This is a genomic window from Qipengyuania sp. MTN3-11 (assembly GCF_042851825.1).
Lineage (GTDB): Bacteria > Pseudomonadota > Alphaproteobacteria > Sphingomonadales > Sphingomonadaceae > Qipengyuania.
This window is the reverse complement of the sequence record NZ_BTGM01000004.1, coordinates 94691-113962: the sequence shown is the minus strand read 5'-3', so window position 1 is coordinate 113962 and position 19272 is coordinate 94691. Positions and strand designations below refer to the sequence as shown.

The 19272-nt window shown below is 65.0% G+C and carries 21 protein-coding genes; 15 read left to right on the top strand and 6 right to left on the bottom strand.

Annotated elements, in window-relative coordinates; genetic code table 11:
- The first annotated feature begins 164 nt into the window (after positions 1 to 164).
- The 6 genes from ACGHN1_RS13350 to ACGHN1_RS13325 all read left to right on the top strand — a co-directional run bounded on the left by ACGHN1_RS13350 (position 165) and on the right by ACGHN1_RS13325 (position 2968).
- Complete coding sequence (locus tag ACGHN1_RS13350) at positions 165 to 791, top strand: hypothetical protein (protein ID WP_390551354.1); 627 nt, start codon at positions 165 to 167, stop codon at positions 789 to 791.
- The gene (locus ACGHN1_RS13345; RefSeq protein WP_390551353.1) at positions 691 to 1254 is read left to right on the top strand and encodes a phage holin family protein; all 564 of its coding nucleotides are present in this window, start codon (positions 691 to 693) and stop codon (positions 1252 to 1254) included. Before ACGHN1_RS13350 ends, ACGHN1_RS13345 begins: the two co-directional genes overlap by 101 nt.
- Entirely contained in the window at positions 1251 to 1553 is a 303-nt protein-coding gene (locus ACGHN1_RS13340; RefSeq protein ID WP_390551352.1) for a hypothetical protein, read from the top strand. Before ACGHN1_RS13345 ends, ACGHN1_RS13340 begins: the two co-directional genes overlap by 4 nt.
- 59 nt (positions 1554 to 1612) lie before the next feature.
- Positions 1613 to 2131, top strand: coding sequence for a hypothetical protein (locus ACGHN1_RS13335; RefSeq protein WP_390551351.1), 519 nt, complete (start codon positions 1613 to 1615; stop codon positions 2129 to 2131).
- A gap of 121 nt (positions 2132 to 2252) precedes the next feature.
- Positions 2253 to 2483, top strand: coding sequence for a DUF4170 domain-containing protein (locus ACGHN1_RS13330; RefSeq protein WP_390551350.1), 231 nt, complete (start codon positions 2253 to 2255; stop codon positions 2481 to 2483).
- Complete coding sequence (locus ACGHN1_RS13325; RefSeq protein WP_390551349.1) at positions 2480 to 2968, top strand: GNAT family N-acetyltransferase; 489 nt, start codon at positions 2480 to 2482, stop codon at positions 2966 to 2968. Before ACGHN1_RS13330 ends, ACGHN1_RS13325 begins: the two co-directional genes overlap by 4 nt.
- Here the strand turns inward: ACGHN1_RS13325 and greA are convergent.
- The 4 genes from greA to carA form a co-directional block, all read right to left on the bottom strand.
- A complete protein-coding gene (gene greA / locus ACGHN1_RS13320) occupies positions 2961 to 3428 on the bottom strand; it encodes a transcription elongation factor GreA (protein WP_390551348.1) in 468 nt (155 codons plus the stop codon). The genes ACGHN1_RS13325 and greA overlap by 8 nt on opposite strands.
- Before the next feature lie 103 nt (positions 3429 to 3531).
- Positions 3532 to 6855 (bottom strand): carbamoyl-phosphate synthase large subunit, encoded by a 3324-nt coding sequence (carB, locus tag ACGHN1_RS13315; protein ID WP_390551347.1) that lies wholly within the window; start codon positions 6853 to 6855, stop codon positions 3532 to 3534.
- Positions 6855 to 7235: a hypothetical protein gene (locus ACGHN1_RS13310; protein WP_390551346.1), complete on the bottom strand. Its 381-nt coding sequence runs from the start codon at positions 7233 to 7235 to the stop codon at positions 6855 to 6857. Before ACGHN1_RS13310 ends, carB begins: the two co-directional genes overlap by 1 nt.
- Complete coding sequence (gene carA / locus ACGHN1_RS13305; RefSeq protein ID WP_390551345.1) at positions 7232 to 8410, bottom strand: glutamine-hydrolyzing carbamoyl-phosphate synthase small subunit; 1179 nt, start codon at positions 8408 to 8410, stop codon at positions 7232 to 7234. The genes ACGHN1_RS13310 and carA overlap by 4 nt, the downstream gene beginning before the upstream one ends.
- Before the next feature lie 176 nt (positions 8411 to 8586).
- Between carA and ACGHN1_RS13300 the strand changes: the two genes are divergently transcribed.
- From ACGHN1_RS13300 to rpoD, 4 genes are read left to right on the top strand one after another with little or no spacing between them, the layout of a single operon-like run.
- The gene (locus ACGHN1_RS13300) at positions 8587 to 9039 is read left to right on the top strand and encodes a GatB/YqeY domain-containing protein (protein WP_390551344.1); all 453 of its coding nucleotides are present in this window, start codon (positions 8587 to 8589) and stop codon (positions 9037 to 9039) included.
- Positions 9036 to 9731: a hypothetical protein gene (locus tag ACGHN1_RS13295; protein WP_390551343.1), complete on the top strand. Its 696-nt coding sequence runs from the start codon at positions 9036 to 9038 to the stop codon at positions 9729 to 9731. The genes ACGHN1_RS13300 and ACGHN1_RS13295 overlap by 4 nt, the downstream gene beginning before the upstream one ends.
- 33 nt (positions 9732 to 9764) lie before the next feature.
- Positions 9765 to 11636, top strand: a complete 1872-nt coding sequence (gene dnaG, locus ACGHN1_RS13290) for a DNA primase (RefSeq protein WP_390551342.1) — start codon at positions 9765 to 9767, stop codon at positions 11634 to 11636.
- Positions 11637 to 11654: 18 nt separating this feature from the next.
- On the top strand, positions 11655 to 13691 hold the full coding sequence (gene rpoD / locus ACGHN1_RS13285; protein WP_390551341.1) for an RNA polymerase sigma factor RpoD: 2037 nt from the start codon (positions 11655 to 11657) through the stop codon (positions 13689 to 13691).
- 102 nt (positions 13692 to 13793) lie between these two features.
- Here rpoD and ACGHN1_RS13280 read toward each other — a convergent pair whose 3' ends face one another.
- Positions 13794 to 15458 (bottom strand): hypothetical protein, encoded by a 1665-nt coding sequence (locus ACGHN1_RS13280; protein ID WP_390551340.1) that lies wholly within the window; start codon positions 15456 to 15458, stop codon positions 13794 to 13796.
- A 213-nt stretch (positions 15459 to 15671) separates the two neighbouring features.
- Here ACGHN1_RS13280 and rpiB point away from each other — a divergent pair, with 213 nt between their 5' ends.
- The 5 genes from rpiB to ACGHN1_RS13255 are packed head-to-tail and all read left to right on the top strand — an operon-like array spanning position 15672 to position 18883.
- Entirely contained in the window at positions 15672 to 16136 is a 465-nt protein-coding gene (gene rpiB / locus ACGHN1_RS13275) for a ribose 5-phosphate isomerase B (RefSeq protein WP_390551339.1), read from the top strand.
- Positions 16137 to 16175: 39 nt separating this feature from the next.
- Positions 16176 to 17453 carry a serine hydroxymethyltransferase gene (gene glyA / locus ACGHN1_RS13270; protein WP_390551338.1) on the top strand — a complete coding sequence of 426 codons (1278 nt, stop codon included), beginning with the start codon at positions 16176 to 16178 and terminating at the stop codon, positions 17451 to 17453.
- A gap of 13 nt (positions 17454 to 17466) precedes the next feature.
- Positions 17467 to 17685, top strand: coding sequence for a hypothetical protein (locus tag ACGHN1_RS13265; protein WP_390551337.1), 219 nt, complete (start codon positions 17467 to 17469; stop codon positions 17683 to 17685).
- An 8-nt stretch (positions 17686 to 17693) separates the two neighbouring features.
- Positions 17694 to 18158, top strand: coding sequence for a transcriptional regulator NrdR (gene nrdR, locus ACGHN1_RS13260; protein WP_390551336.1), 465 nt, complete (start codon positions 17694 to 17696; stop codon positions 18156 to 18158).
- On the top strand, positions 18155 to 18883 hold the full coding sequence (locus tag ACGHN1_RS13255; RefSeq protein ID WP_390551335.1) for an RNA methyltransferase: 729 nt from the start codon (positions 18155 to 18157) through the stop codon (positions 18881 to 18883). Before nrdR ends, ACGHN1_RS13255 begins: the two co-directional genes overlap by 4 nt.
- On the opposite strand, the gene ACGHN1_RS13250 is transcribed toward ACGHN1_RS13255, so the two are convergent.
- Positions 18873 to 19184: a chorismate mutase gene (locus ACGHN1_RS13250; protein WP_390551334.1), complete on the bottom strand. Its 312-nt coding sequence runs from the start codon at positions 19182 to 19184 to the stop codon at positions 18873 to 18875. The genes ACGHN1_RS13255 and ACGHN1_RS13250 overlap by 11 nt on opposite strands.
- Positions 19185 to 19272 lie beyond the last annotated feature (88 nt).

Genomic DNA, 19272 nt, shown 5'->3' with positions numbered 1-19272 from the left:
TCCGGGCGGGGTGTTGTATCCAGGTAAGTCACCCCCATGTCGAGAGTGCGACGCGGGCTCTATGCGGCGGAACATCCCGGTGCAAGTTGCGTTGCAACACGTGAGACCGGCCGGAACCCTAGCGGTTCCACCGGGGAGGCAACACGAACCAAGGCGAGACGACCATGGCCGACAACACCACGACGACTCCCGGCAAGGGGCAAGGCAACAAGGCCAAGGCCGCAAAGCCCAAGAAGACCACCAACAGCAAACCGCGCAAGGCCGTGGCCAGCACGGCCAACGCGAAGGAGACGACACCCGTGACGAACACCGCGAACACGACCACCACCGGCGACAACCGTGCCGAAGCCAAATCGCGTTTCAACGCCGCGCTCGAAGAAGCCAAGGCGGGGGCCGCCGCCCTGCGCGCCGAAGGCAAGGAACGGGCGACCGCCTATCGCGATACGGCCAAGGGCAAGGGCGAAACCTATGCCAACGACGCCAAGGCGAAAGGTCGGGACCTCGCCAATCAGGGCAAGGCGAAGGCCGGAGAAGGGCTGCGCGCCTTGAGCGGTGCGGTCTCCGAGAACGCGCACTACGTCGACGAAAAGCTGGGTGCGAAATACGGGGACTATGCCCGCACCGCCTCGCGTTCGCTCGACGAATATGCCGGCAAACTCGACGAAAAGAGTATCGAGGAACTGGGCGAGGATGCGCGCGAATTCGTGCGCAAGAGCCCGGGCCTGGCCGTCGGCATCGCCGCGGCGTTCGGTTTCATGCTCTCGCGCCTCTTCGGCGGCTCGCGTCGCTGACGCTGCTGCCGGGCCGCAAGGGGTGAGGGAACAACCAGGCGAAACAGCGGACATCGGCTCGGGAAAAATCCCGGCCGATATTCCGTCGGAATTCGATCCGGACAACGACGAATTCCCCGAGGAGCGGCACACGCCGTCGCTCCTCGAGGATGTCGTTCACCTGTTCGAAGACACAAAAACCTATCTCGAGGCCGAAACTGCGTTCCAAAAGAGCCGCGGCGGCTATGTGGCCAACCGGCTGAAGTCCGCCGTCGCCTATGGTGCGGCGGCCTTCGGCGTGTTCCACCTGGCGCTGATCGCGTTGACTGTAGGCCTTGTCATCGCGCTTTCTCCGCTTGTCGGGCCGTGGCTGGCGACTTTGATCGTCGGCGGTCTTCTCATCGTCGTCGGTCTGGTCCTTCTGCGTGGCCTCAAGAGCAAGATAGACGACATCCGCAGCGCCTTCGACCGGGAGGAACCGTGACCGATCGCCGTGCCCTCATGATCGCCGATCGCCGCGTGCGCGACACCGCCCGCGCGGTGGTCGAAGCGGATTTCGCCCATCTCAAGGCCAATCTGTCGCGCAAGGGGCTGTCCGAGCGAGCCATGGATCGCGTCGCCGAAGGGGCGCAGGAGGTTTACGACGAAGCCGTCGAGGTGGCGAGCGACAATAAGGGCGCGCTTGCCGCCATCGTCGCCGCCCTGGTCCTGTGGTTCGCCCGCAACCCGATCCTCGATGCGGTGTTCGGCGATGAGGACGAAACCGACGCCGAGGACGATTAGGAACATCGCGGCGACATCGGCCGTTGCAGTTACAGATTCATCTTTCGAAAGGCATATCCATGAGTGAAGAGACCGGCACCAAGATCGTCACCGATCAGGAGAAGCGCGAGCAGCTGCGCGAGAAGATCGAGGCGGCCGAAGCCCGTAACGAAGAGCGCACCCTTGCCGACCAGGCGCGGGATGCGCTCGAGTCCGCGACCCAATTCGTCAAGGAGCGCCCGCTCACCGCGGTTGCCGGCGTTGCTGTCGTTGCACTCGCCATCGGTGCCCTGTCGCGCCCGGGCCGCCGGCTCGGTCGCCGTGGCGGCGTAATCGCTGCGGCGGCTGCGGATGCTGCAATGGTCTACGCCATGGGCCTCGCCGATCGCGCCGGAACGGCCGGTTCGGCTGCGCTGCGCGGCGGTTCCGACGCATTCGAGGACGTCAGCGACACGCTCGGCAAGAGCGCCCGGAAATTGCGGCGGGATGCCGCCTATCGTGCCGATGTCGCCGGCGATGCGCTGCGCAGCACGAAGCGCAAGGCAGGTCGCAAGACCTCGCGCGGGCTTCGCGATCTGCGTTCGCGCTTCGCCCACTGATCGACACCATAACCAAATCGCGAACGGCGCGGCGGGCCTTGCCAGTCGCGCCGCTTCCTTTATGGGGCGCCGCAACTCTGGCAATACCCGGAGACCCCTGCCCGCATAGAAAGCCGCGACCATGGAAGAGACCACCAGCAAGCAGACGCTCTACCTCGTTATGGGCGGCCGCGTGACCGACCCGCGCGGGTCCGAATTCCAGGACCCCGAGAGCATCCATGTCGCCGGCGTCTATTCGACCTACGAGGCGGCTGAGGAAGCTTGGCGCGCCAATGCCCAGCGCACCGTCGACGATGCCGAGATGAAATACGTGGTCGTTCACCTCCACAAAATGCTCGAACCCGCGGGATGAGCTGTCGCATCCGTCCGTTCCGTGCGGAGGATGCCGAAGAACTGGTTCGGGTGACAGGCGCCGCAATCGCGTTGATCGGAGGACGGGCCTATACGTCCGAGCAGACGGCGGCCTGGGCAGGCAGGCACCTTTCGCCGGACCGGTTCAGGGAACGGGTCCGCAGTGGCCACGCGATCCTCGTCGTCGCCGATGTTGCGGATATCCCGGTCGCCTACACACTGATCGAGCCGGGAGGGCATCTCGATCAGCTCTACTGCCACCCCGATCACACCCGTCGCGGACTGGCCGACAGATTACTGGACGAAGCCGAAACGCTGGCGCGTCTGTGGAATGAAGAGCGGCTCTTTACCGAAGCCAGCGAACTGGCACGCCCGGCGTTCGAACGCGCCGGCTATCGGATGATCGGGCGTCGCGACTTCACGATCGCGCACGGAAAGAAAGCCGTGCCGATCCACAATTATGCGATGGAAAAGCCGCTCAGATGAATTCGATCTTGTCGACGAGATAGAACTTGTCGCCGCTGGGCACGGTGACCTCGATCTCCTCCTCGACCTGCTTGCCGATCAATGCACGGCCGATGGGCGAGTTGTAGCTGATGCGGCCCTTCTTGGCATCCGCCTCGGTCTGGCCCACGATCTGGTATTTCACCGGCTTGTCGTTCTCGTCGAGCAGGGTCACGGTCGCGCCGAACTGGATGCGATCACCCGACAGCGTGGTCGGGTCGATGATCTGCGCGCGGGTTATCTTGTCCTCGATCTCGGCGATCTGCGCCTCGACCTGGCCCTGGCGTTCCTTGGCCGCATGGTATTCCGCATTCTCGGAAAGATCGCCATGCGCGCGCGCTTCCTCGATCGCATCGACGATCAGCGGGCGCTCGGCTCGCAATTGCTTGAGATCGGCCGTGAGCTTCTCGTAGCCTTCGGCCAGCATCGGCACCTTTTCCATGTCGGACCTTCCTGTTTCCACCGCCCCCGGCAATTCGAGCCCGTTCCGCGCGGCTCGCGGACCCTTGGTCTGTCGATTGTCAGGAGGGGTACGTCCTAATTCGTCAGCTATAATAGTCTTGCAGCGAGCGCACTTCAAGCTGATCGGTACTAACCTGTGATATGGCTTGCGCGGCGGCGCGACTGGCGGCGGCGGTCGTGTAATAGGGCACCTTCTTCTCCAGCGCCGAAGCGCGGATCGACTGGCTGTCGAGCAACGACTGCCAGCCCTCGGTGGTGTTGAAGATCAGATCGACCTCGCCGTCGATAATGGCATCCACGATGTGCGGGCGGCCCTCTGCCACCTTGTTGACCCGCGCAACGTCGAGGCCGTTCTCGCTGAGAAAGGCCTGTGTGCCTCCCGTGGCGATGGCGGTGAAACCGTCTTCGATCAGTGTGCGCACGGCGGGTAGGATCTGCGCCTTGTCGCCGTCCTTGACCGATACGAACACGGTGCCGGAGCGCGGCAGGTTCATCCCCGCCCCGATCTGCGACTTGAGGAAGGCGGCGGGGAAATCGGCATCGATCCCCATTACCTCGCCGGTCGATTTCATTTCCGGGGTCAGCACCGGGTCGGCTCCCGGGAAGCGGTTGAAGGGGAACACCGCTTCCTTCACCGCCATGTGCTTCGGGCGAATGTCGAAGGGTTCGAAGCTCGTCAGCGGTTCGCCCGCCATCACCCGCGCGGCGATCTTGGCGACGGGGCGGCCGATCGCCTTGGCGACGAAGGGCACGGTGCGACTGGCGCGCGGATTGACCTCGATCAGGTAGACCTCGCCGTCTTTGACAGCGAACTGGACGTTCATCAGCCCGCACACGTCGAGCGCCAGGGCCAGTTCCTTGGCCTGCCGCTCCATTTCGGCGACGATGTCGTCGGGCAGGCTGTAGGGCGGCAGCGTGCAGGCGGAATCGCCCGAATGGACTCCCGCCTCCTCGATATGCTGCATCACCCCGGCGATGCGGACCTCGCTGCCGTCGGAGATCACGTCGACGTCGCATTCTATCGCGTCGCGCAGATACTGGTCGACCAGCACCGGGGAATCGCCCGACACATTGACCGCGGTGGCGATGTAATTGTCGAGCTGGGCTTCGCTGTCGACGATCTCCATCGCCCGCCCGCCGAGGACATAGGAGGGGCGCAGCAGCACCGGGTAACCGATCATGCCCGCAACCGCCGCCGCCTCGTCGCGGCTCTTGGCGATGCCGTTCTCGGGCTGCTTCAACTTCAGCTTGTTGACCAGGCGCGCGAAGCGTTCGCGGTCTTCGGCGAGGTCGATGGCGTCGGGGCTCGTGCCGAGGATCGGGACTCCCTCGCGCTCCAGCGCGGCGGCGAGCTTGAGCGGGGTCTGCCCGCCGAGCTGGACGATCACGCCCACCAGTTCGCCGCGCGAAGCCTCGACCCGCAGGATTTCGAGCACGTCCTCCTCGGTCAGCGGCTCGAAATAGAGCCGGTCGGAGGTGTCGTAATCGGTGCTGACCGTCTCCGGGTTGCAGTTGACCATGATGGTCTCGAACCCCGCTTCGCGCAGCGCGTAGCAGGCGTGGACGCAGCAATAGTCGAATTCGATGCCCTGCCCGATCCGGTTCGGCCCACCGCCGAGGATGACGATCTTGCGCCGGTCGCTCGGGTCCGCCTCGTCTTCCGGCTCGCCGAAGCTGGGGGCCTCGTAAGTGGAATACATGTAAGGCGTGATCGCCTCGAACTCGGCGGCGCAACTGTCGATGCGCTTGTACACGGGTTCCACGCCGAGCGTGCGGCGCAGCTTGCGGACCTCTTCTTCCGACGTCGCCCCGGCCATGGCGCGCAGGGCATCGTGAAGCAGGCCGCTGCGCCGCGCCTGCGTTTCGGCCATGCCGCCCGCCACGCCGACCGAGCGCACCGCCAGCGTGGCGAGGCGCTTGTCCGAAAAGCCCATCGCCTTCAGCCGCCGCATCTCCGCCGCATCGCGCGGCAGGCCGTTGTGGCCGAGCATGTTCTCTTCGTAGATGATCGCCTGGATCTGGCGCAGGAACCACGGGTCGTAGCCGGTGAGTGCCTGGATTTCCTCGACGGTGAAATCCTCGCGGAAGGCTTGGGCGATGTTGAGAATGCGGGTCGGCGTGCGCTGCGAAAGCGCGGCGGTGATCGCCTCGCGGTTCTTGCCCTCCAGCTCGACCACGCGGTTGAACCCGTCGAGCCCGGTCTCGAGGCCGCGCAGGGCCTTCTGCATCGATTCCGCGAAGCAGCGCCCGATCGCCATCACCTCGCCGACGGATTTCATCGCGGTGGAGAGCTCGGGCTTGGTGCCCTTGAACTTCTCGAAGGCGAAGCGGGGAATTTTGGTGACGACGTAGTCGATCGTCGGCTCGAAACTGGCCGGCGTCGCGCCCGTGATCTCGTTCTGGATCTCGTCGAGCGTGTAGCCGACCGCCAGCTTGGCGGCGACGCGGGCGATGGGAAAGCCGGTGGCCTTGGATGCCAGCGCCGAGGAGCGCGAGACGCGCGGGTTCATCTCGATCACGATCAACCGGCCGGTCTTGGGATCGACCGCGAACTGGACGTTGGACCCGCCCGTTTCCACGCCGATCTCGCGCAGCACCGCGATGCTCGCGCTGCGCATGATCTGGTATTCCTTGTCGGTGAGCGTCAGCGCGGGGGCGACGGTGATCGAGTCGCCGGTGTGGACACCCATCGGATCGACGTTCTCGATCGAGCAGACGATGATGCAATTGTCGCGTGCGTCGCGCACCACCTCCATCTCGAATTCCTTCCAGCCGAGGAGCGATTCCTCGATCAGGACTTCGGTGGTTGGGGAGGCATCGAGCCCGTCGCGCACGATCCGCTCGAACTCGGCGCGGTTGTAGGCGATGCCGCCGCCGGTGCCGCCGAGCGTGAAGCTGGGGCGGATGATCGCCGGCAGTCCGGTGCGCTCGAGTACCTCGTAGGCCTGGTCGACGGTGTTGGCGACGCCGCTGCGCGCGCTTTCCAGCCCGATGGCATCCATCGCCTCGCGGAAGCGCTGGCGGTTCTCGGCCTTGTCGATGGCATCGGCATTGGCGCCGATCATCTGGACGCCGAATTTCTCCAGCACGCCCTGGTTGGCAAGGTCGAGCGCGCAGTTCAGCGCGGTCTGCCCGCCCATCGTCGGCAGCACCGCGTCGGGGCGCTCCTTCTCGATGATCTTGGCGACGATTTCGGGCGTGATCGGCTCGACATAGGTCGCGTCGGCCATTTCCGGATCGGTCATGATCGTGGCGGGGTTGGAGTTGACCAGGATCACCCGGTACCCCTCCTCCTTGAGCGCCTTGATCGCCTGCGTGCCCGAATAGTCGAACTCGCAGGCCTGCCCGATGATGATGGGCCCGGCGCCGATGACGAGGATCGAGGAGATGTCAGTGCGTTTGGGCATTATCGACCGACCCCTTCGATGAAAGCGAGCACATCGACATCATGGGCGCGAGCCTGGACCCCGCGCCACTCCGGCGACTGCAAGTTGGGGCGGCCCACTGGGCCTACCGCATCATCGAAAGTAGTGAACATATCCAAGAATTCCGCGAGTGCTTCTTTGAGGTCGGCAGACACCGAGATAGTGGGGATGGCTGTAAGCTGGGCATCGAGCGGAACATCAAGAACCTGCTCGACCAATTCGTCGTAGCTCACAACCGACGTCCAAAGCTTTCCTCCCGGTTGCTCAAACGCTTTCTCAAGCTTCCGGTCATCAGCAATAAGCCTGCAATACCAAACAATCTGAGGCAGCCAGACGCGGTCATAATCGACGCCCTCGCTCACCCCAACATCCCCACGAATTTCTCGAACAGGTAGAAGCTGTCCTGCGGGCCGGGGCTGGCCTCGGGGTGGTACTGCACCCCGAACGCCCGCTTGCCGGTAATCGCGATCCCGCAATTGGTGCCATCGAACAGCGAGACGTGGGTCTGCTCCACACCCTCGGGCAGAGTCTCGCCGTCGACCGCGAAGCCGTGGTTCATGCTGGTGATCTCGACCAGACCCTCGCTGTCGCCCCAGCCGCCGCCGACGCGCTGGACGGGGTGGTTGGCGCCGCGGTGACCCTGAAACATCTTGGCGGTCTTCGCTCCCGCGGCGAGGCCGAGCATCTGGTGGCCGAGGCAGATACCGAAGATCGGCATGTCCGCCTCCAGCAGCTTGCGGATCACCGGCACCGCGTATTCGCCCGTCGCCGCCGGATCGCCGGGGCCGTTGGAGAGGAACACGCCCGCGGGCTTCAGCCGCATGATCTCGTCGAACGAGGTGCGCGCGGGCACCACCGTCACCTTCGCACCGGCGCGGGCGAGGCTGCGGAAGATATTGTCCTTGGCGCCGAAATCCATGGCGACGACATGCGGTTTCTCGTTGCCGTGGTCGGCATAGCCGTGGCCGAGCTGCCAGTGCCCTCCCCGCCAGTCCTCCAGCACGCCGCGGGTGACGCCCGGCGCGAGGTCCAGCCCTTCCAGCCCGCTCCATTCCGCCGCCTGCCGCTGCAGGGCCTCCAGATCGAACTGGCCGTTCGGCGCATGGGCGATCGCCACGTTGGGTGCACCCTCGGTCCTGATCTTGCGGGTCAGCGCCCTTGTATCGACACCCGAAATGCCGATCCGGCCATGCGCGCGCATCCAGTCGGCGAACTGGTTCTGGGCGCGGAAGTTGGAATGCGGGGTCACCTCCTGCCGCACCACGCAGCCGACAGCGCCGAGGCCGCGGCTCTCCACGTCCTCCTCGTTCGCGCCGACATTGCCGATGTGCGGGAAGGTGAAGCAGACCACCTGGCTGTCGTAGCTCGGGTCGGTCATCACCTCCTGATAGCCCGTCATGGCGGTGTTGAAGCACATCTCGCCGACCTTCGAGCCGGAAACGCCGAAGCCCTTGCCCCAGACGATGGTACCGTCGGCGAAGACGATCGCGCCGGTTGCGCCTTCCGGGCGCGCAGAGGAATTCGCGGAACGGGCCATAAGGGGGGCTTTCCGAGTGAGTGTTGCCGGCGATGTCGCTAAGTCTCGGCTGCTAGGGATGGCTGTCCTTCACGTCAACAGGGCCGTCAACAGGAACGCTTGGCTTTGCGGCGCACTGTTCTATCGAGCCGGTGGACCATCCTACGGATTCGCCATCCACAGATTTGAAGGCAGCCATGCTGAGAGACGATATCAAGAGCGAAACCATCGCCGCGATGAAGGCCGGCGACAAGGACCGCACCGCCGCACTCCGCCTGATCGGCGCGAAGATCAAGGACCGCGACATCGAGCTGCGGACATCCGACAAGAAGCCCGAAGACGATGCGCTGGTGACCGACGTGCTGCTCAAGATGGCCAAGCAGCGCCGCGAATCGATCGAGATGTACGAGAGCGGCGGTCGGCAGGAACTGGCCGACAAGGAAAAGGCCGAGCTCGGCGTAATCGAGGAATTCCTGCCCAAACAGATGAGCGAGGACGAGACCCGCGCCGCGATCGAGGCCATCAAGGCCGAGACCGGAGCGAGCGAGCTCAAGGACATGGGCCGGGTCATGGCCGAGCTGAAATCGCGCCACGGTGCCTCGCTCGACATGAGCCGGGCGAGCGCGCTGGTGAAGGAATCGCTCCAGTGAAGCGGCTGCTGCCGATCGCGGCGCTGCTGCTCGCCGCTTGCGGCGAAGAGCCCAGCCCCGAACCCACGCCCAGCGCCGAGCCGACCGTCGCCGCGCCCCGCACGCTGATCGCCGCCGATTTCGATCCGGCGATGCTGGGGGCGAAGATCGAGGGGCCGGAAGGTCCCGAAGTCGAAGCCGCAATCATGGCCGAGGGCCGCGAGATCGGCCGCATCCGCAGCTTCGTCGCCTGCCCCGAAGGCACCGCCGAATGCGTGCCCGGCGAACTGCCCGCCGACACCGTCTACACCTATGTCCACGAAGTAACGCTGGCCGAGGACCTCGATCCCGTGACGGCCGAAGCGCGCGAAACCGAAGGCGCGCTCGCCGAAACCTCGGGCGCGCTGTTCCGCATGACCCGGCCCGCGACCGGCTTCAACCGGTCGGTCGGCTATTCGCGCGCCCAGGCCGAGACCGCGCTGGGCCTCGCCGATGCCATCACCGTGACCAGCGATGCGGACCAGATCATCTGGCGCGTCACCGGCGGCAGCGGATGGAAGCGCGGGACCGCGATCACCTTCTGGTGGCAATCGGTCCTGCCGCCCGAAGGCCCGGCGGAAGCCTACCAGCTGGAAGTGCGCGGCATGAGCGCTCCGGCGCGCGGGCCCTTCCCTCCGGCCGAAATGCCTGTGGAGGGCGAGGCCGCGAACTAGCGGCGGGGGGCTTCGCGCGTTAGGGTAGCGCCCATGGCGCTATCCCCCCAATGGCTGGACGAGCTGCGTGCACGGATCACGCTGTCGGCGGTGGTCGGGCGCGACGTGCGGCTGACCAAGGCGGGACGCGAGTTCAAGGCGTGCTGCCCGTTCCACAACGAGAAGACGCCGAGCTTCTACGTCAACGACGCCAAGGGCTTCTACCACTGCTTCGGCTGCGAGGCGCATGGCGATGCGATCGGGTGGATGATCGAGCAGCGCGGCATGCCTTTCATGGACGCGGTGAAGGAACTGGCGGCGATCGCCGGAATGGAGGTGCCTGCCCCCGACCCGGTCGCGGCGCAGCGGGCGGAGAAGCGCGCGAGCCTGGTCGACGTGACGCAGGCGGCGCAGGAATGGTTCGTCGGCAGGCTTCGTTCCGCCGAGGGGGCCAAGGCGCGGGACTATCTGGCGAAGCGCGGCTTTTCGGACGCCACGATCCGCGCGTTCGGCTTCGGCTACGCGCCCGACGACAAGCAGGCGCTCAAGCGCGACCTGTCGTTCGACGAGGACATGCTGCTCGAAAGCGGCATGCGGACCGAGACCGAGGACGGCAGCCGCTACGACCGCTTTCGCGACCGGCTGATGCTGCCGATCCAGGACCAGCGCGGCCGGGTGATTGCCTTCGGCGGGCGCATCCTTTCGGATCGCGACGGGGTCGCGAAATATCTCAACTCTCCCGACACCCCGCTCTTCGACAAGGGCCGCACGCTCTACAACCTCCACCGCGCCGCCCCCGCCGCGCGCCAGACGGGCCGGATCGTCGTCGTCGAGGGCTACATGGACGTGATCGCGCTGGTCGAGGCGGGGATCGGAGAAGCGGTCGCCCCAATGGGCACCGCGCTGACCGAGCAGCAGATCGAACTGCTGTGGCGCCAGTCGGAGCGTCCGATCCTGTGCTTCGACGGCGACAAGGCCGGGCAAAAGGCGGCGATGCGCGCCATCGTCCGCGCCCTGCCGCTGCTGCGCCCCGCCCATTCGCTCGCCATCGTCCGCCTGCCCGAAGGGCTCGATCCCGACGATCTGATCCGCCGGCAGGGTGCGCGGGCGATGGAGAAACTGCTGAGCGAGCCTGCCGGTCTGCTCGACACGCTGTGGCGGTTCGAGCGCGATGCCGCGCCGCTCGACGGGCCGGAGGCCAAGGCCGGCCTCAAGGCCCGGCTGCTCGCCCATGTCGAAACCATCGAACATCCCGATATCCGGGCGCTCTACAAGCGCGAACTGCTCGAGCGCTTTTCCGCCTTCGCCTTCCCGCCGCGCCAGCGCAGCGAATGGAAGGGCAAGGACTGGAAGCGCCCCATGCCGGTGCTCTCACCCGAGATCGCCGCGCGTCTCAAGCGGGCAATGGCAGGCGGTGCGCGGGATGCATTCGCCGCCGCGGTCGTCGCCGGGCTGGCCCGCTATCCCGATCAGATCGCCGCCCACGAAGAGGCGCTTTCGCGCTTCGCGGCGCGTGACGAAAATGTCGGCCCGGCCATCGATTCTCTGATCGATGCGGTCGAGTCGCTTGATTTTAACGGCGATTCGCCCATATCGCTCGAACCAGGCCTTCCCGCCCCGCCGGAAAACTCTCGATACGCCTTTCTTCTCGAAGGCACAGACCCAGGCGAAGCGCGCGAGGAACTGGCCGAAGCCGTGTCGCTGCTGGTCGAAAGGCCCGCGCTGGAAGCTGCAATTGCCGCTGCCACCGCGCGTTTCGATCAGGACCCGGAAGGTTCATTCGCCGAACAGGCCCGGCTGCGCGAGCGGCTCCTGGCACTGAACGAGCGATTGAAGCGTTTCGGACGAAGGCGGGCCACGGCTGGCACCCAGGAACACGCGCCCGATGTGGCGAACGGACCGGCGAGCGAGCCGGCCCTCGGATGACAGGACTGACAGGTATTCATGGCGACCAAGAGCAAGACAGGCGATGATGGCGATGCGCCGCTGATCGATCTCAACGAAGCGGACATCAAGAAGCTCATCACCAAGGCCAGGAAGAAGGGCTACGTCACCTACGACGAGCTCAACAAGGCCTTGCCTTCGGGCGAGATGAGCCCCGACCAGATCGAGGACATTCAGACCGCGCTGTCCGAAATGGGCGTGCAGATCGTCGAGAGTGACGAGGAAGCGGAAGCCGAGGCCGAGCAGGAGGCCGAGGTCGAAGCGATGCAGGTCGGCCCCGACGGCAAGAAGGAAGGCGTCAAGAAGGACGCCAAGACCGCTCCGGCCGCGAAGAAGGCGGCTACAGAGGGCCGGACCGACGATCCGGTGCGGATGTATCTGCGCGAGATGGGCGCGGTCGAATTGCTCAGTCGCGAGGGCGAGATCGCCATCGCCAAGCGCATCGAAGCCGGGCGCGACATGATGATCATGGGGTTGTGCCAGTCGCCGATCACCTTCCACGCGATCATCCAGTGGTCGGACGCGCTCAATGCAGAGGAGATGCAACTGCGCGAGATCCTCGATCTCGACGCGATGTTGTCGAAGGAACCGCCTGCGGACAAGATGACCGACGACGCCGAGGACGACGACGACGGCGAGATTTCCGAGGAGACCGCCGGGCCGACGATCCGCGACGAGGACGAGGTCGAGGACCACGACGAGGATTCCGACGAGGAGGACGAGGAAGGCGCGTCGAAGAAGAAGGACGACGAGGACGAGGAAGAGGACAACACCATGTCCCTGGCGCAGATGGAAGCTGCGCTGAAGCCCGAATCGCTCGAACGCTTCGCCCGCATCGCCGACCTCTTCAAGAAATTCGAGAAGCTCCAGAAGGAGCGGGTCGAGGTCATGGGTCGCGGCGAGGCATTCACCAAGGCGAAGGAGCAGAAGTACGAGGACCTTTCGGACCAGCTCACCGCCGAGGTCGAGAGCGTCCAGTTCCATGCGACCAAGATCGAATTCCTGGTCGACAATCTCTATGCCTTCAACCGCCGACTGACCGCGCTCGGCGGCCAGATGCTGCGCCTCGCCGAACGTCACAAGGTCAAGCGGATCGATTTCCTCGATGCCTACATCGGCAACGAGATGGAAGACGGCTGGCTGACCGAGCGCGCCAAGAAGGACAAGAAGTGGGCGGCCTTTGCCGAGAAGGAGGCCGATGCGGTCGACCGTATCCGTACGGAAATCGCCGATATCGCCAGCGCCACCGGCATGGCGCTCCCCGAGTTCCGCCGTATCGTCAACATGGTCCAGAAGGGCGAGCGCGAGGCGCGCATCGCAAAGAAGGAGATGGTCGAGGCGAACCTGCGCCTGGTGATCTCCATCGCCAAGAAGTACACCAATCGCGGGTTGCAGTTCCTCGACCTGATCCAGGAAGGGAACATCGGCTTGATGAAGGCGGTCGACAAGTTCGAATACCGCCGCGGCTACAAGTTCTCTACCTATGCCACCTGGTGGATCCGCCAGGCGATCACCCGCTCGATCGCCGACCAGGCGCGCACCATCCGCATCCCGGTCCACATGATCGAGACGATCAACAAGCTGGTCAGGACGTCGCGCCAATTCCTCCATGAGGAAGGCCGCGAACCGACCCCGGAAGAGATGGCGGCGCGCCTTTCGATGCCGCTTGAGAAGGTTCGCAAGGTTCTAAAGATCGCCAAGGAGCCGATCAGTCTGGAAACGCCCATCGGCGATGAAGAGGACTCGCACCTCGGCGATTTCATCGAGGACAAGAACGCGATCATCCCAGTGGATGCCGCGATCCAGGCGAACCTCAAGGAAACCGTCACTCGTGTGCTGGCCTCGCTCACGCCACGCGAGGAGCGCGTGCTGCGCATGCGCTTCGGCATCGGCATGAACACCGATCACACGCTGGAGGAAGTCGGGCAGCAGTTCTCGGTCACCCGCGAACGCATTCGGCAGATCGAGGCGAAGGCGCTGCGCAAGCTCAAGCATCCGAGCCGCAGCCGCAAGATGCGCAGCTTTCTCGACCAGTAAGCCCGGAATGCCAAAGCCGGCGCGGTACCGTAAAGGTGCTGCGCCGGCTCCGTGGTCCCGGACCCGTAAGACGCGTCCGGGGGTCGGGTTCCTGAATTACGATCAGAAGTGGATGCCGGCGGCGACGTTATAGGTCGCGCTGCTACCGCCGAGGTCGAGCGCGAGCCCGGCGCGCACCACCGGTGCGAGGTCGCCCATAAATGCCTTGCCGACTCCGATGGCGATGGCGGTCTCGTCGCCGCGGCCGCCGAAGCTGACTGCGGCCATGCCCCGCCCCGGTACGATCGCCTGTGGCAGGCCGGAAATGGCGGCGGTCCCGGCGCCGACCCGGTCAATCTCCTGCCGCAACGCGCGGTTGTTGTGGTTGAACGCTACCATGACTTGATCGAGTTCGGCGAACATCCGGTCGGTATAGGTCATCGCGCTCTGCAGCACCTGCATGTCGCCGGCCTGCATCTGGCTCACGTTGACGGCATCGTTGGCCCCGATGCCGTTGGCAACACCGGTCAGACGACGGTTGCCGTCACTGCCCTGGAAGTTCACCAGCGTTCCGCCGCGATCGGAGGCGACGACGACGGCCTGCTCCGCCCCCACGCGAACCAGACCGATGCGCCCGTTCTCGACATCGCCGCGCAGGGCCGCGTTGGCATCCAGCGCGGTCTGACTCTGGGTTAGCGCGCGGTTTGCGACCGTGCTGTTCCGGGCGATCACGACGTCCTGCGCATCGTTGCGCGCGGTGTTGTCGGCAATCGCCACATCCTGCGCATCGTCGCGCGCGTTGTTGGCGGCGATCGCATCGGCGTTTAAACCGATCCGGGTGGTGTTCGAATCGACATCCACCCGAAGACCGTCGACTTCCTCGTCGAGCACGTCGATCCGGACACCGTTGGCTGCAATTGCGGTTGTGTTCGCGACGATCGAGGTGGTGCTGGCGACGATGTCCGAGGTGTTCCGGATGATCTGCGTGGTGTTGCTCGCCACATCGCCCTGAAGTTCGGTGACGTCGATCTCGAGATCGCCGATGGCGATGCTGTTGCCCGCAACCGCACCCTCCAGCACGTCGACATCCAGCGATAGCCCGTCGATCACCGTGGTGTTGTCAGCAAGGGTACCGACGACGCCTTCGAGCGCATCCAGATCCAGCGAAAGACCATCGATCAGCGAGGTGTTGCTAGCGATATCCAGCGCGTTGCCGGCAACCGCCCCTTCCAGAGCGTCGACGTCGAGCCCGAGATCGCCGATCAGCGATGCGTTGTCGGCGATGTCCAGGGTGTTGCTTGCGACCGCGCCCTCCAGAACATCCACGTCGACGGCAAGGTCGCCGATCAATCCGGCATTTTCCGCGATGTCGATCGTGTTGTCGGCCACCGCCCCCTCGAGGACATCGACGTCGAGCCCGACGTCGCCAATCAACGCCGTGTTGCCCGCGATATCCACCTCGGCATCTGCCAGCGCGCCCTCTAGAAGATCGACGTCCACCGTCAGCCCGTCGATCGAAGTGGCGTTGTCCGCTATATCCAACGCATTGGCCGCCACCACGCCTTCCAGCGCATCGAGGTCGAGATCGATCTCGGCAAGATCGAGTTCCAGAGCATCGAGATCCGCCTCGATATCGAGAAGGTCCCCTTCGACCAAGGTTAGACGATCGTCCAGCAAGTCGATATCCGCATCAAGTTCGATGAGAGTAAGCTGAGCGATTGCCGAGGTGGACATTATGGTCCCGGTCAGAAGTATCGCCGTGCGAAAGATAGTTCGTCCGATTTTCATGATCTTCTCCTTCCAGATGCGAGGATCATGATCCAATCCGTTCAATTTTCTCCGAGGTCGCGATTAGGCAGGATTACCTAAGGACTGGATTTACCAACCCTTGTGTTCTCTGGCCCCGCCCCACGTTGGAAGAAGCGGGACCCCCAAGCCGTCGGCGCATTTTGCTCTCGCGCGGACTGGAACCTAGCCGAACCTGCGGCTAAGGCTCGGGCCATGCGCATCGCCATCGCCTCCGACCATGCCGCCGTGGACCTCAAGGCCGAACTGCGCGACTGGCTCATCGAGCTGGGCCACGAGGTCGCCGACCTCGGTCCGGATACCAGGGACAGCGTCGATTATCCCGATTTCGGATACAGGCTGGCCGGGGTCGTCGCGGATGGAACGGCGGAACGGGGGATCGCCCTCTGCGGCTCCGGAATCGGTATTTCGATGAGCGTGAACCGCAACCCCGATGTGCGCTGCGCCCTGGTCTCGGAACCGCTTTCCGCCAGGCTCGCCCGCGAGCACAACGACGCCAATTGCGTGGCGCTGGGCGCGCGGCTGACCGGCAGCGACATGGCCAGGGCCTGTGTCGCCGCCTTTCTCGAAACGGACTTTGCCGGCGGGAGGCATCAACGGCGGGTCGACAAGCTCTCCACCCCTCCGGTGGTCCTCAAATCCCAGACGGAAGACGCCTGACCCATGGCCACCCAGCCCAAACCCGATAGTCGCGAGCCAATGGATCGCTTCTGGCACGATACCCTGGCCGAAGCCGATCCCGAGATCCACGCCGCAGTCCGCAACGAGCTGAAGCGGCAACAGGACAAGATCGAACTGATCGCGAGCGAGAACATCGCTTCAAAGGCGGTGCTCGAAGCGGCGGGTTCGGTCTTCACCAACAAATATGCCGAGGGCTATCCGGGCAAGCGCTATTACGGCGGGTGCGAATATGCCGACGTCGTAGAGACATTGGCAATCGAGCGGGCGAAGCGCCTGTTCGGCTGTGAATTCGCCAATGTCCAGCCCAACAGCGGTAGCCAGATGAACCAGGCGGTGTTCCTGGCGCTGCTGGAGCCGGGCGACACCTTCATGGGCCTCGATCTCAATTCCGGGGGCCACCTGACTCATGGCTCGCCGGTCAACATGAGCGGGAAATGGTTCAATCCCGTCAGCTACGGCGTCCGCCGCGAGGACGAGCTGATCGACATGGACGCGGTGATGGCGACCGCGAAGGAGCACAAGCCGAAGCTCATCATCGCCGGTGGCACCGCCTATTCGCGGATCTGGGATTGGGAGGCCTTCCGCAAAGTGGCGGACGAAGTGGGCGCCTGGCTGATGGTCGACATGAGCCACATCTCTGGGCTCGTCGCCGGGGGCGCCCACCACTCGCCCTTCCCCCATGCCCACATCGTTACAACCACCACGCACAAGTCGTTGCGCGGTCCGCGCTCGGGCGTGATCCTGTGGAACGACGAGGAACTGAACAAGCCGATCAACATGGCCGTGTTTCCGGGCCTGCAGGGCGGCCCGTTGATGCACATCGTAGCCGCCAAGGCGGTGGCCTTCGGCGAGGCGCTGCGGCCCGATTTTGCCGATTATGCGCACGCGGTGGTCGCCAACGCCCGCGCGCTCGCCGCCAGTCTGGACGAGAACGGTCTGCGCGTCGTATCGGGCGGCACCGACAACCATTCGATGTTGGTCGATCTGACCGCGAAGGATGTGACCGGGAAGGCGGCGGAAGCGGGCCTCGACCGCGCCTGGCTGACCTGCAACAAGAACGGCATTCCATACGACACGCGCAGCCCCTTCGTAACCAGCGGAGTCCGGCTCGGCACGCCCGCGGGAACGACACGCGGGTTCGGGGAAAATGAATTCCGCACGATCGGCAAGCTCATCGCCGAGGTGGTCGAAGGGCTGTCGGCGAACGGACCGGAGGGCGATGCCCAGGTCGAGGAAAGCGTGCGCCGCCGGGTCGGCGAATTTTGCGAGAGGTTCCCGGTCTATCCGGGCCGTTGAGGAGACAGGCGAAATGGACGAACGCGATCCCAAGCGCAACGACTGGGTCGAGGATGCCAAGACCGAGATGTCGGGCACGGCCAAGGGCGGACTCAAGCATCCATCGACCAAGCCGGTGCTGGCCGGCGCGGCAATCGGCGCGCTCGCGGGCGCGCTGTTGCCGGTTGTCACGCTGCCGCTGGGCGCGATCGCCGGTGCAGGCTTCGCATTCTACAACAGGATTAAGAAATAACCACCTGAATGCGTTGTCCGTTTTGCGCTCACGAAGACAGTCAGGTCAAGGATAGCCGCCCCACCGAGGACCACTCGGCGATCCGGCGGAGGCGCCAGTGCACGAGCTGCGGGGCGAGGTTCACCACCTTCGAACGTGTGCAGCTGCGCGAGATCACCGTGGTCAAGTCGGGTGACCGACGCCAACCCTTCGAACGCGGCAAGCTGGAAAAGTCCATCACACTCGCCTGTCGCAAGCGCAGCATCGAGGCGGAGCGGATCGACCAGCTGGTTTCCGGGATCCAGCGCCAGGTGGAAACCGCGGGCGAAGCGGAGATCCCCTCTTCCCGGATCGGAGAAATGGTTATGGACGGCCTGCGACAGATCGACAGCGTCGCCTATATACGCTTCGCCAGCGTTTATCGCGATTTCAGCGAAGCCCGCGATTTCGAGGAATTCGCCAGTACCGTACAGGAAGCGGCGCGAGGGGAATGAACACGGTCCGGGGCAGCACGCCGATCATCGTCCTCGTTCGCCCGCAACTGGGCGAAAACATCGGAAAGGCCGCACGGGCGATGCTCAATTTCGGGCTCGACGAGTTACGGCTGGTCGCCCCGCGCGACGGTTGGCCCAATCCGAGTGCCGGACCCGCCGCTGCCGGGGCCGATGTTGTGCTGCAGAAGGCGCAGGTCTTCGACAGCCTCGCCGAGGCGGTGGCGGACTGCGCGCATGTCTACGCCACCACCGTCCGCAAGCGCGGGGTGACCAAGCCCGTCGTCACGCCGCAGGAGGCGGCACAGGAGATTGCGGCGGCCACGGCCCGTAGTGCCATCGTCTTCGGCCCCGAGCGCAGCGGGCTGGAGACCGAGGACGTGGCCCTGGCTCGCGCGATCCTGACAGTGCCGATCAACCCGGAATTCGGCTCGCTGAACCTGGCGCAGGCGGTGATCCTGTGTGCCTACGAATGGTCGAAAACCCGGGAATTGGTGCAGCCCACGGCCAGTGACGAGCTGCCTCCCGCCCCGCAATCGGAACTCGACGGGCTGGTCGCCCATCTCGAGGGGATGCTGGAGCCGAAGGGCTACTTCCTGCCCGAAAGCCGGGCCGAGGCGACCCGGCTGACCCTGCGCAACGTGCTGACGAAGCCAGGCTGGAATCACTTTGAAGTGCGCACGCTGCGCGGCGTCTTGTCGTCGCTGCAGCGCGGACCTAGGCCCTGAGCCGGTCCCATTCGCTGAGTTCGTAGGCGATCGAGCTTTCCACCAACCGGTCCCATAATTGCGCGATGTCGTCGGACGGCAACCGGCGCGCCTCGGCATCGGTGCGGGCATTGGTGATGACCCAGGCCTTGCGCGCCTCGTCGCGCACCGCCCCGCGTTCGACCTTTATCCGTGCGGCGGCGCGCATGTAGCCGTAGCGGCGGTCGAGCAAGGCCATGAGTTCGCGATCGGTGGCATCCACCCCGGCGCGGACCTCCGCCATGTCGTTGCAGTCTTCGGGGAGTAGGATGCCATCTGTCATGGGGTTTGCACTGGCGGGACCGGCTTCGCTTGTCGAGCCCGGACGCGCCGCCTTGACCGCAGCGCGAAAATCGCTACATGCGCGCCTT

Bases quoted from the DNA above. Each gene is read 5' to 3' on its own strand.
- ACGHN1_RS13350 (WP_390551354.1), top strand. From the start codon at position 165: ATGGCCGACAACACCACGACGACTCCCGGCAAGGGGCAAGGCAACAAG.
- ACGHN1_RS13345 (WP_390551353.1), top strand. From the start codon at position 691: ATGCGCGCGAATTCGTGCGCAAGAGCCCGGGCCTGGCCGTCGGCATCG.
- ACGHN1_RS13335 (WP_390551351.1), top strand. From the start codon at position 1,613: ATGAGTGAAGAGACCGGCACCAAGATCGTCACCGATCAGGAGAAGCGC.
- ACGHN1_RS13330 (WP_390551350.1), top strand. From the start codon at position 2,253: ATGGAAGAGACCACCAGCAAGCAGACGCTCTACCTCGTTATGGGCGGC.
- ACGHN1_RS13325 (WP_390551349.1), top strand. From the start codon at position 2,480: ATGAGCTGTCGCATCCGTCCGTTCCGTGCGGAGGATGCCGAAGAACTG.
- greA (WP_390551348.1), bottom strand. From the start codon at position 3,428: ATGGAAAAGGTGCCGATGCTGGCCGAAGGCTACGAGAAGCTCACGGCC.
- carB (WP_390551347.1), bottom strand. From the start codon at position 6,855: ATGCCCAAACGCACTGACATCTCCTCGATCCTCGTCATCGGCGCCGGG.
- carA (WP_390551345.1), bottom strand. From the start codon at position 8,410: ATGGCCCGTTCCGCGAATTCCTCTGCGCGCCCGGAAGGCGCAACCGGC.
- ACGHN1_RS13300 (WP_390551344.1), top strand. From the start codon at position 8,587: ATGCTGAGAGACGATATCAAGAGCGAAACCATCGCCGCGATGAAGGCC.
- dnaG (WP_390551342.1), top strand. From the start codon at position 9,765: ATGGCGCTATCCCCCCAATGGCTGGACGAGCTGCGTGCACGGATCACG.
- rpoD (WP_390551341.1), top strand. From the start codon at position 11,655: ATGGCGACCAAGAGCAAGACAGGCGATGATGGCGATGCGCCGCTGATC.
- ACGHN1_RS13280 (WP_390551340.1), bottom strand. From the start codon at position 15,458: ATGAAAATCGGACGAACTATCTTTCGCACGGCGATACTTCTGACCGGG.
- rpiB (WP_390551339.1), top strand. From the start codon at position 15,672: ATGCGCATCGCCATCGCCTCCGACCATGCCGCCGTGGACCTCAAGGCC.
- glyA (WP_390551338.1), top strand. From the start codon at position 16,176: ATGGATCGCTTCTGGCACGATACCCTGGCCGAAGCCGATCCCGAGATC.
- ACGHN1_RS13265 (WP_390551337.1), top strand. From the start codon at position 17,467: ATGGACGAACGCGATCCCAAGCGCAACGACTGGGTCGAGGATGCCAAG.
- nrdR (WP_390551336.1), top strand. From the start codon at position 17,694: ATGCGTTGTCCGTTTTGCGCTCACGAAGACAGTCAGGTCAAGGATAGC.
- ACGHN1_RS13255 (WP_390551335.1), top strand. From the start codon at position 18,155: ATGAACACGGTCCGGGGCAGCACGCCGATCATCGTCCTCGTTCGCCCG.
- ACGHN1_RS13250 (WP_390551334.1), bottom strand. From the start codon at position 19,184: ATGACAGATGGCATCCTACTCCCCGAAGACTGCAACGACATGGCGGAG.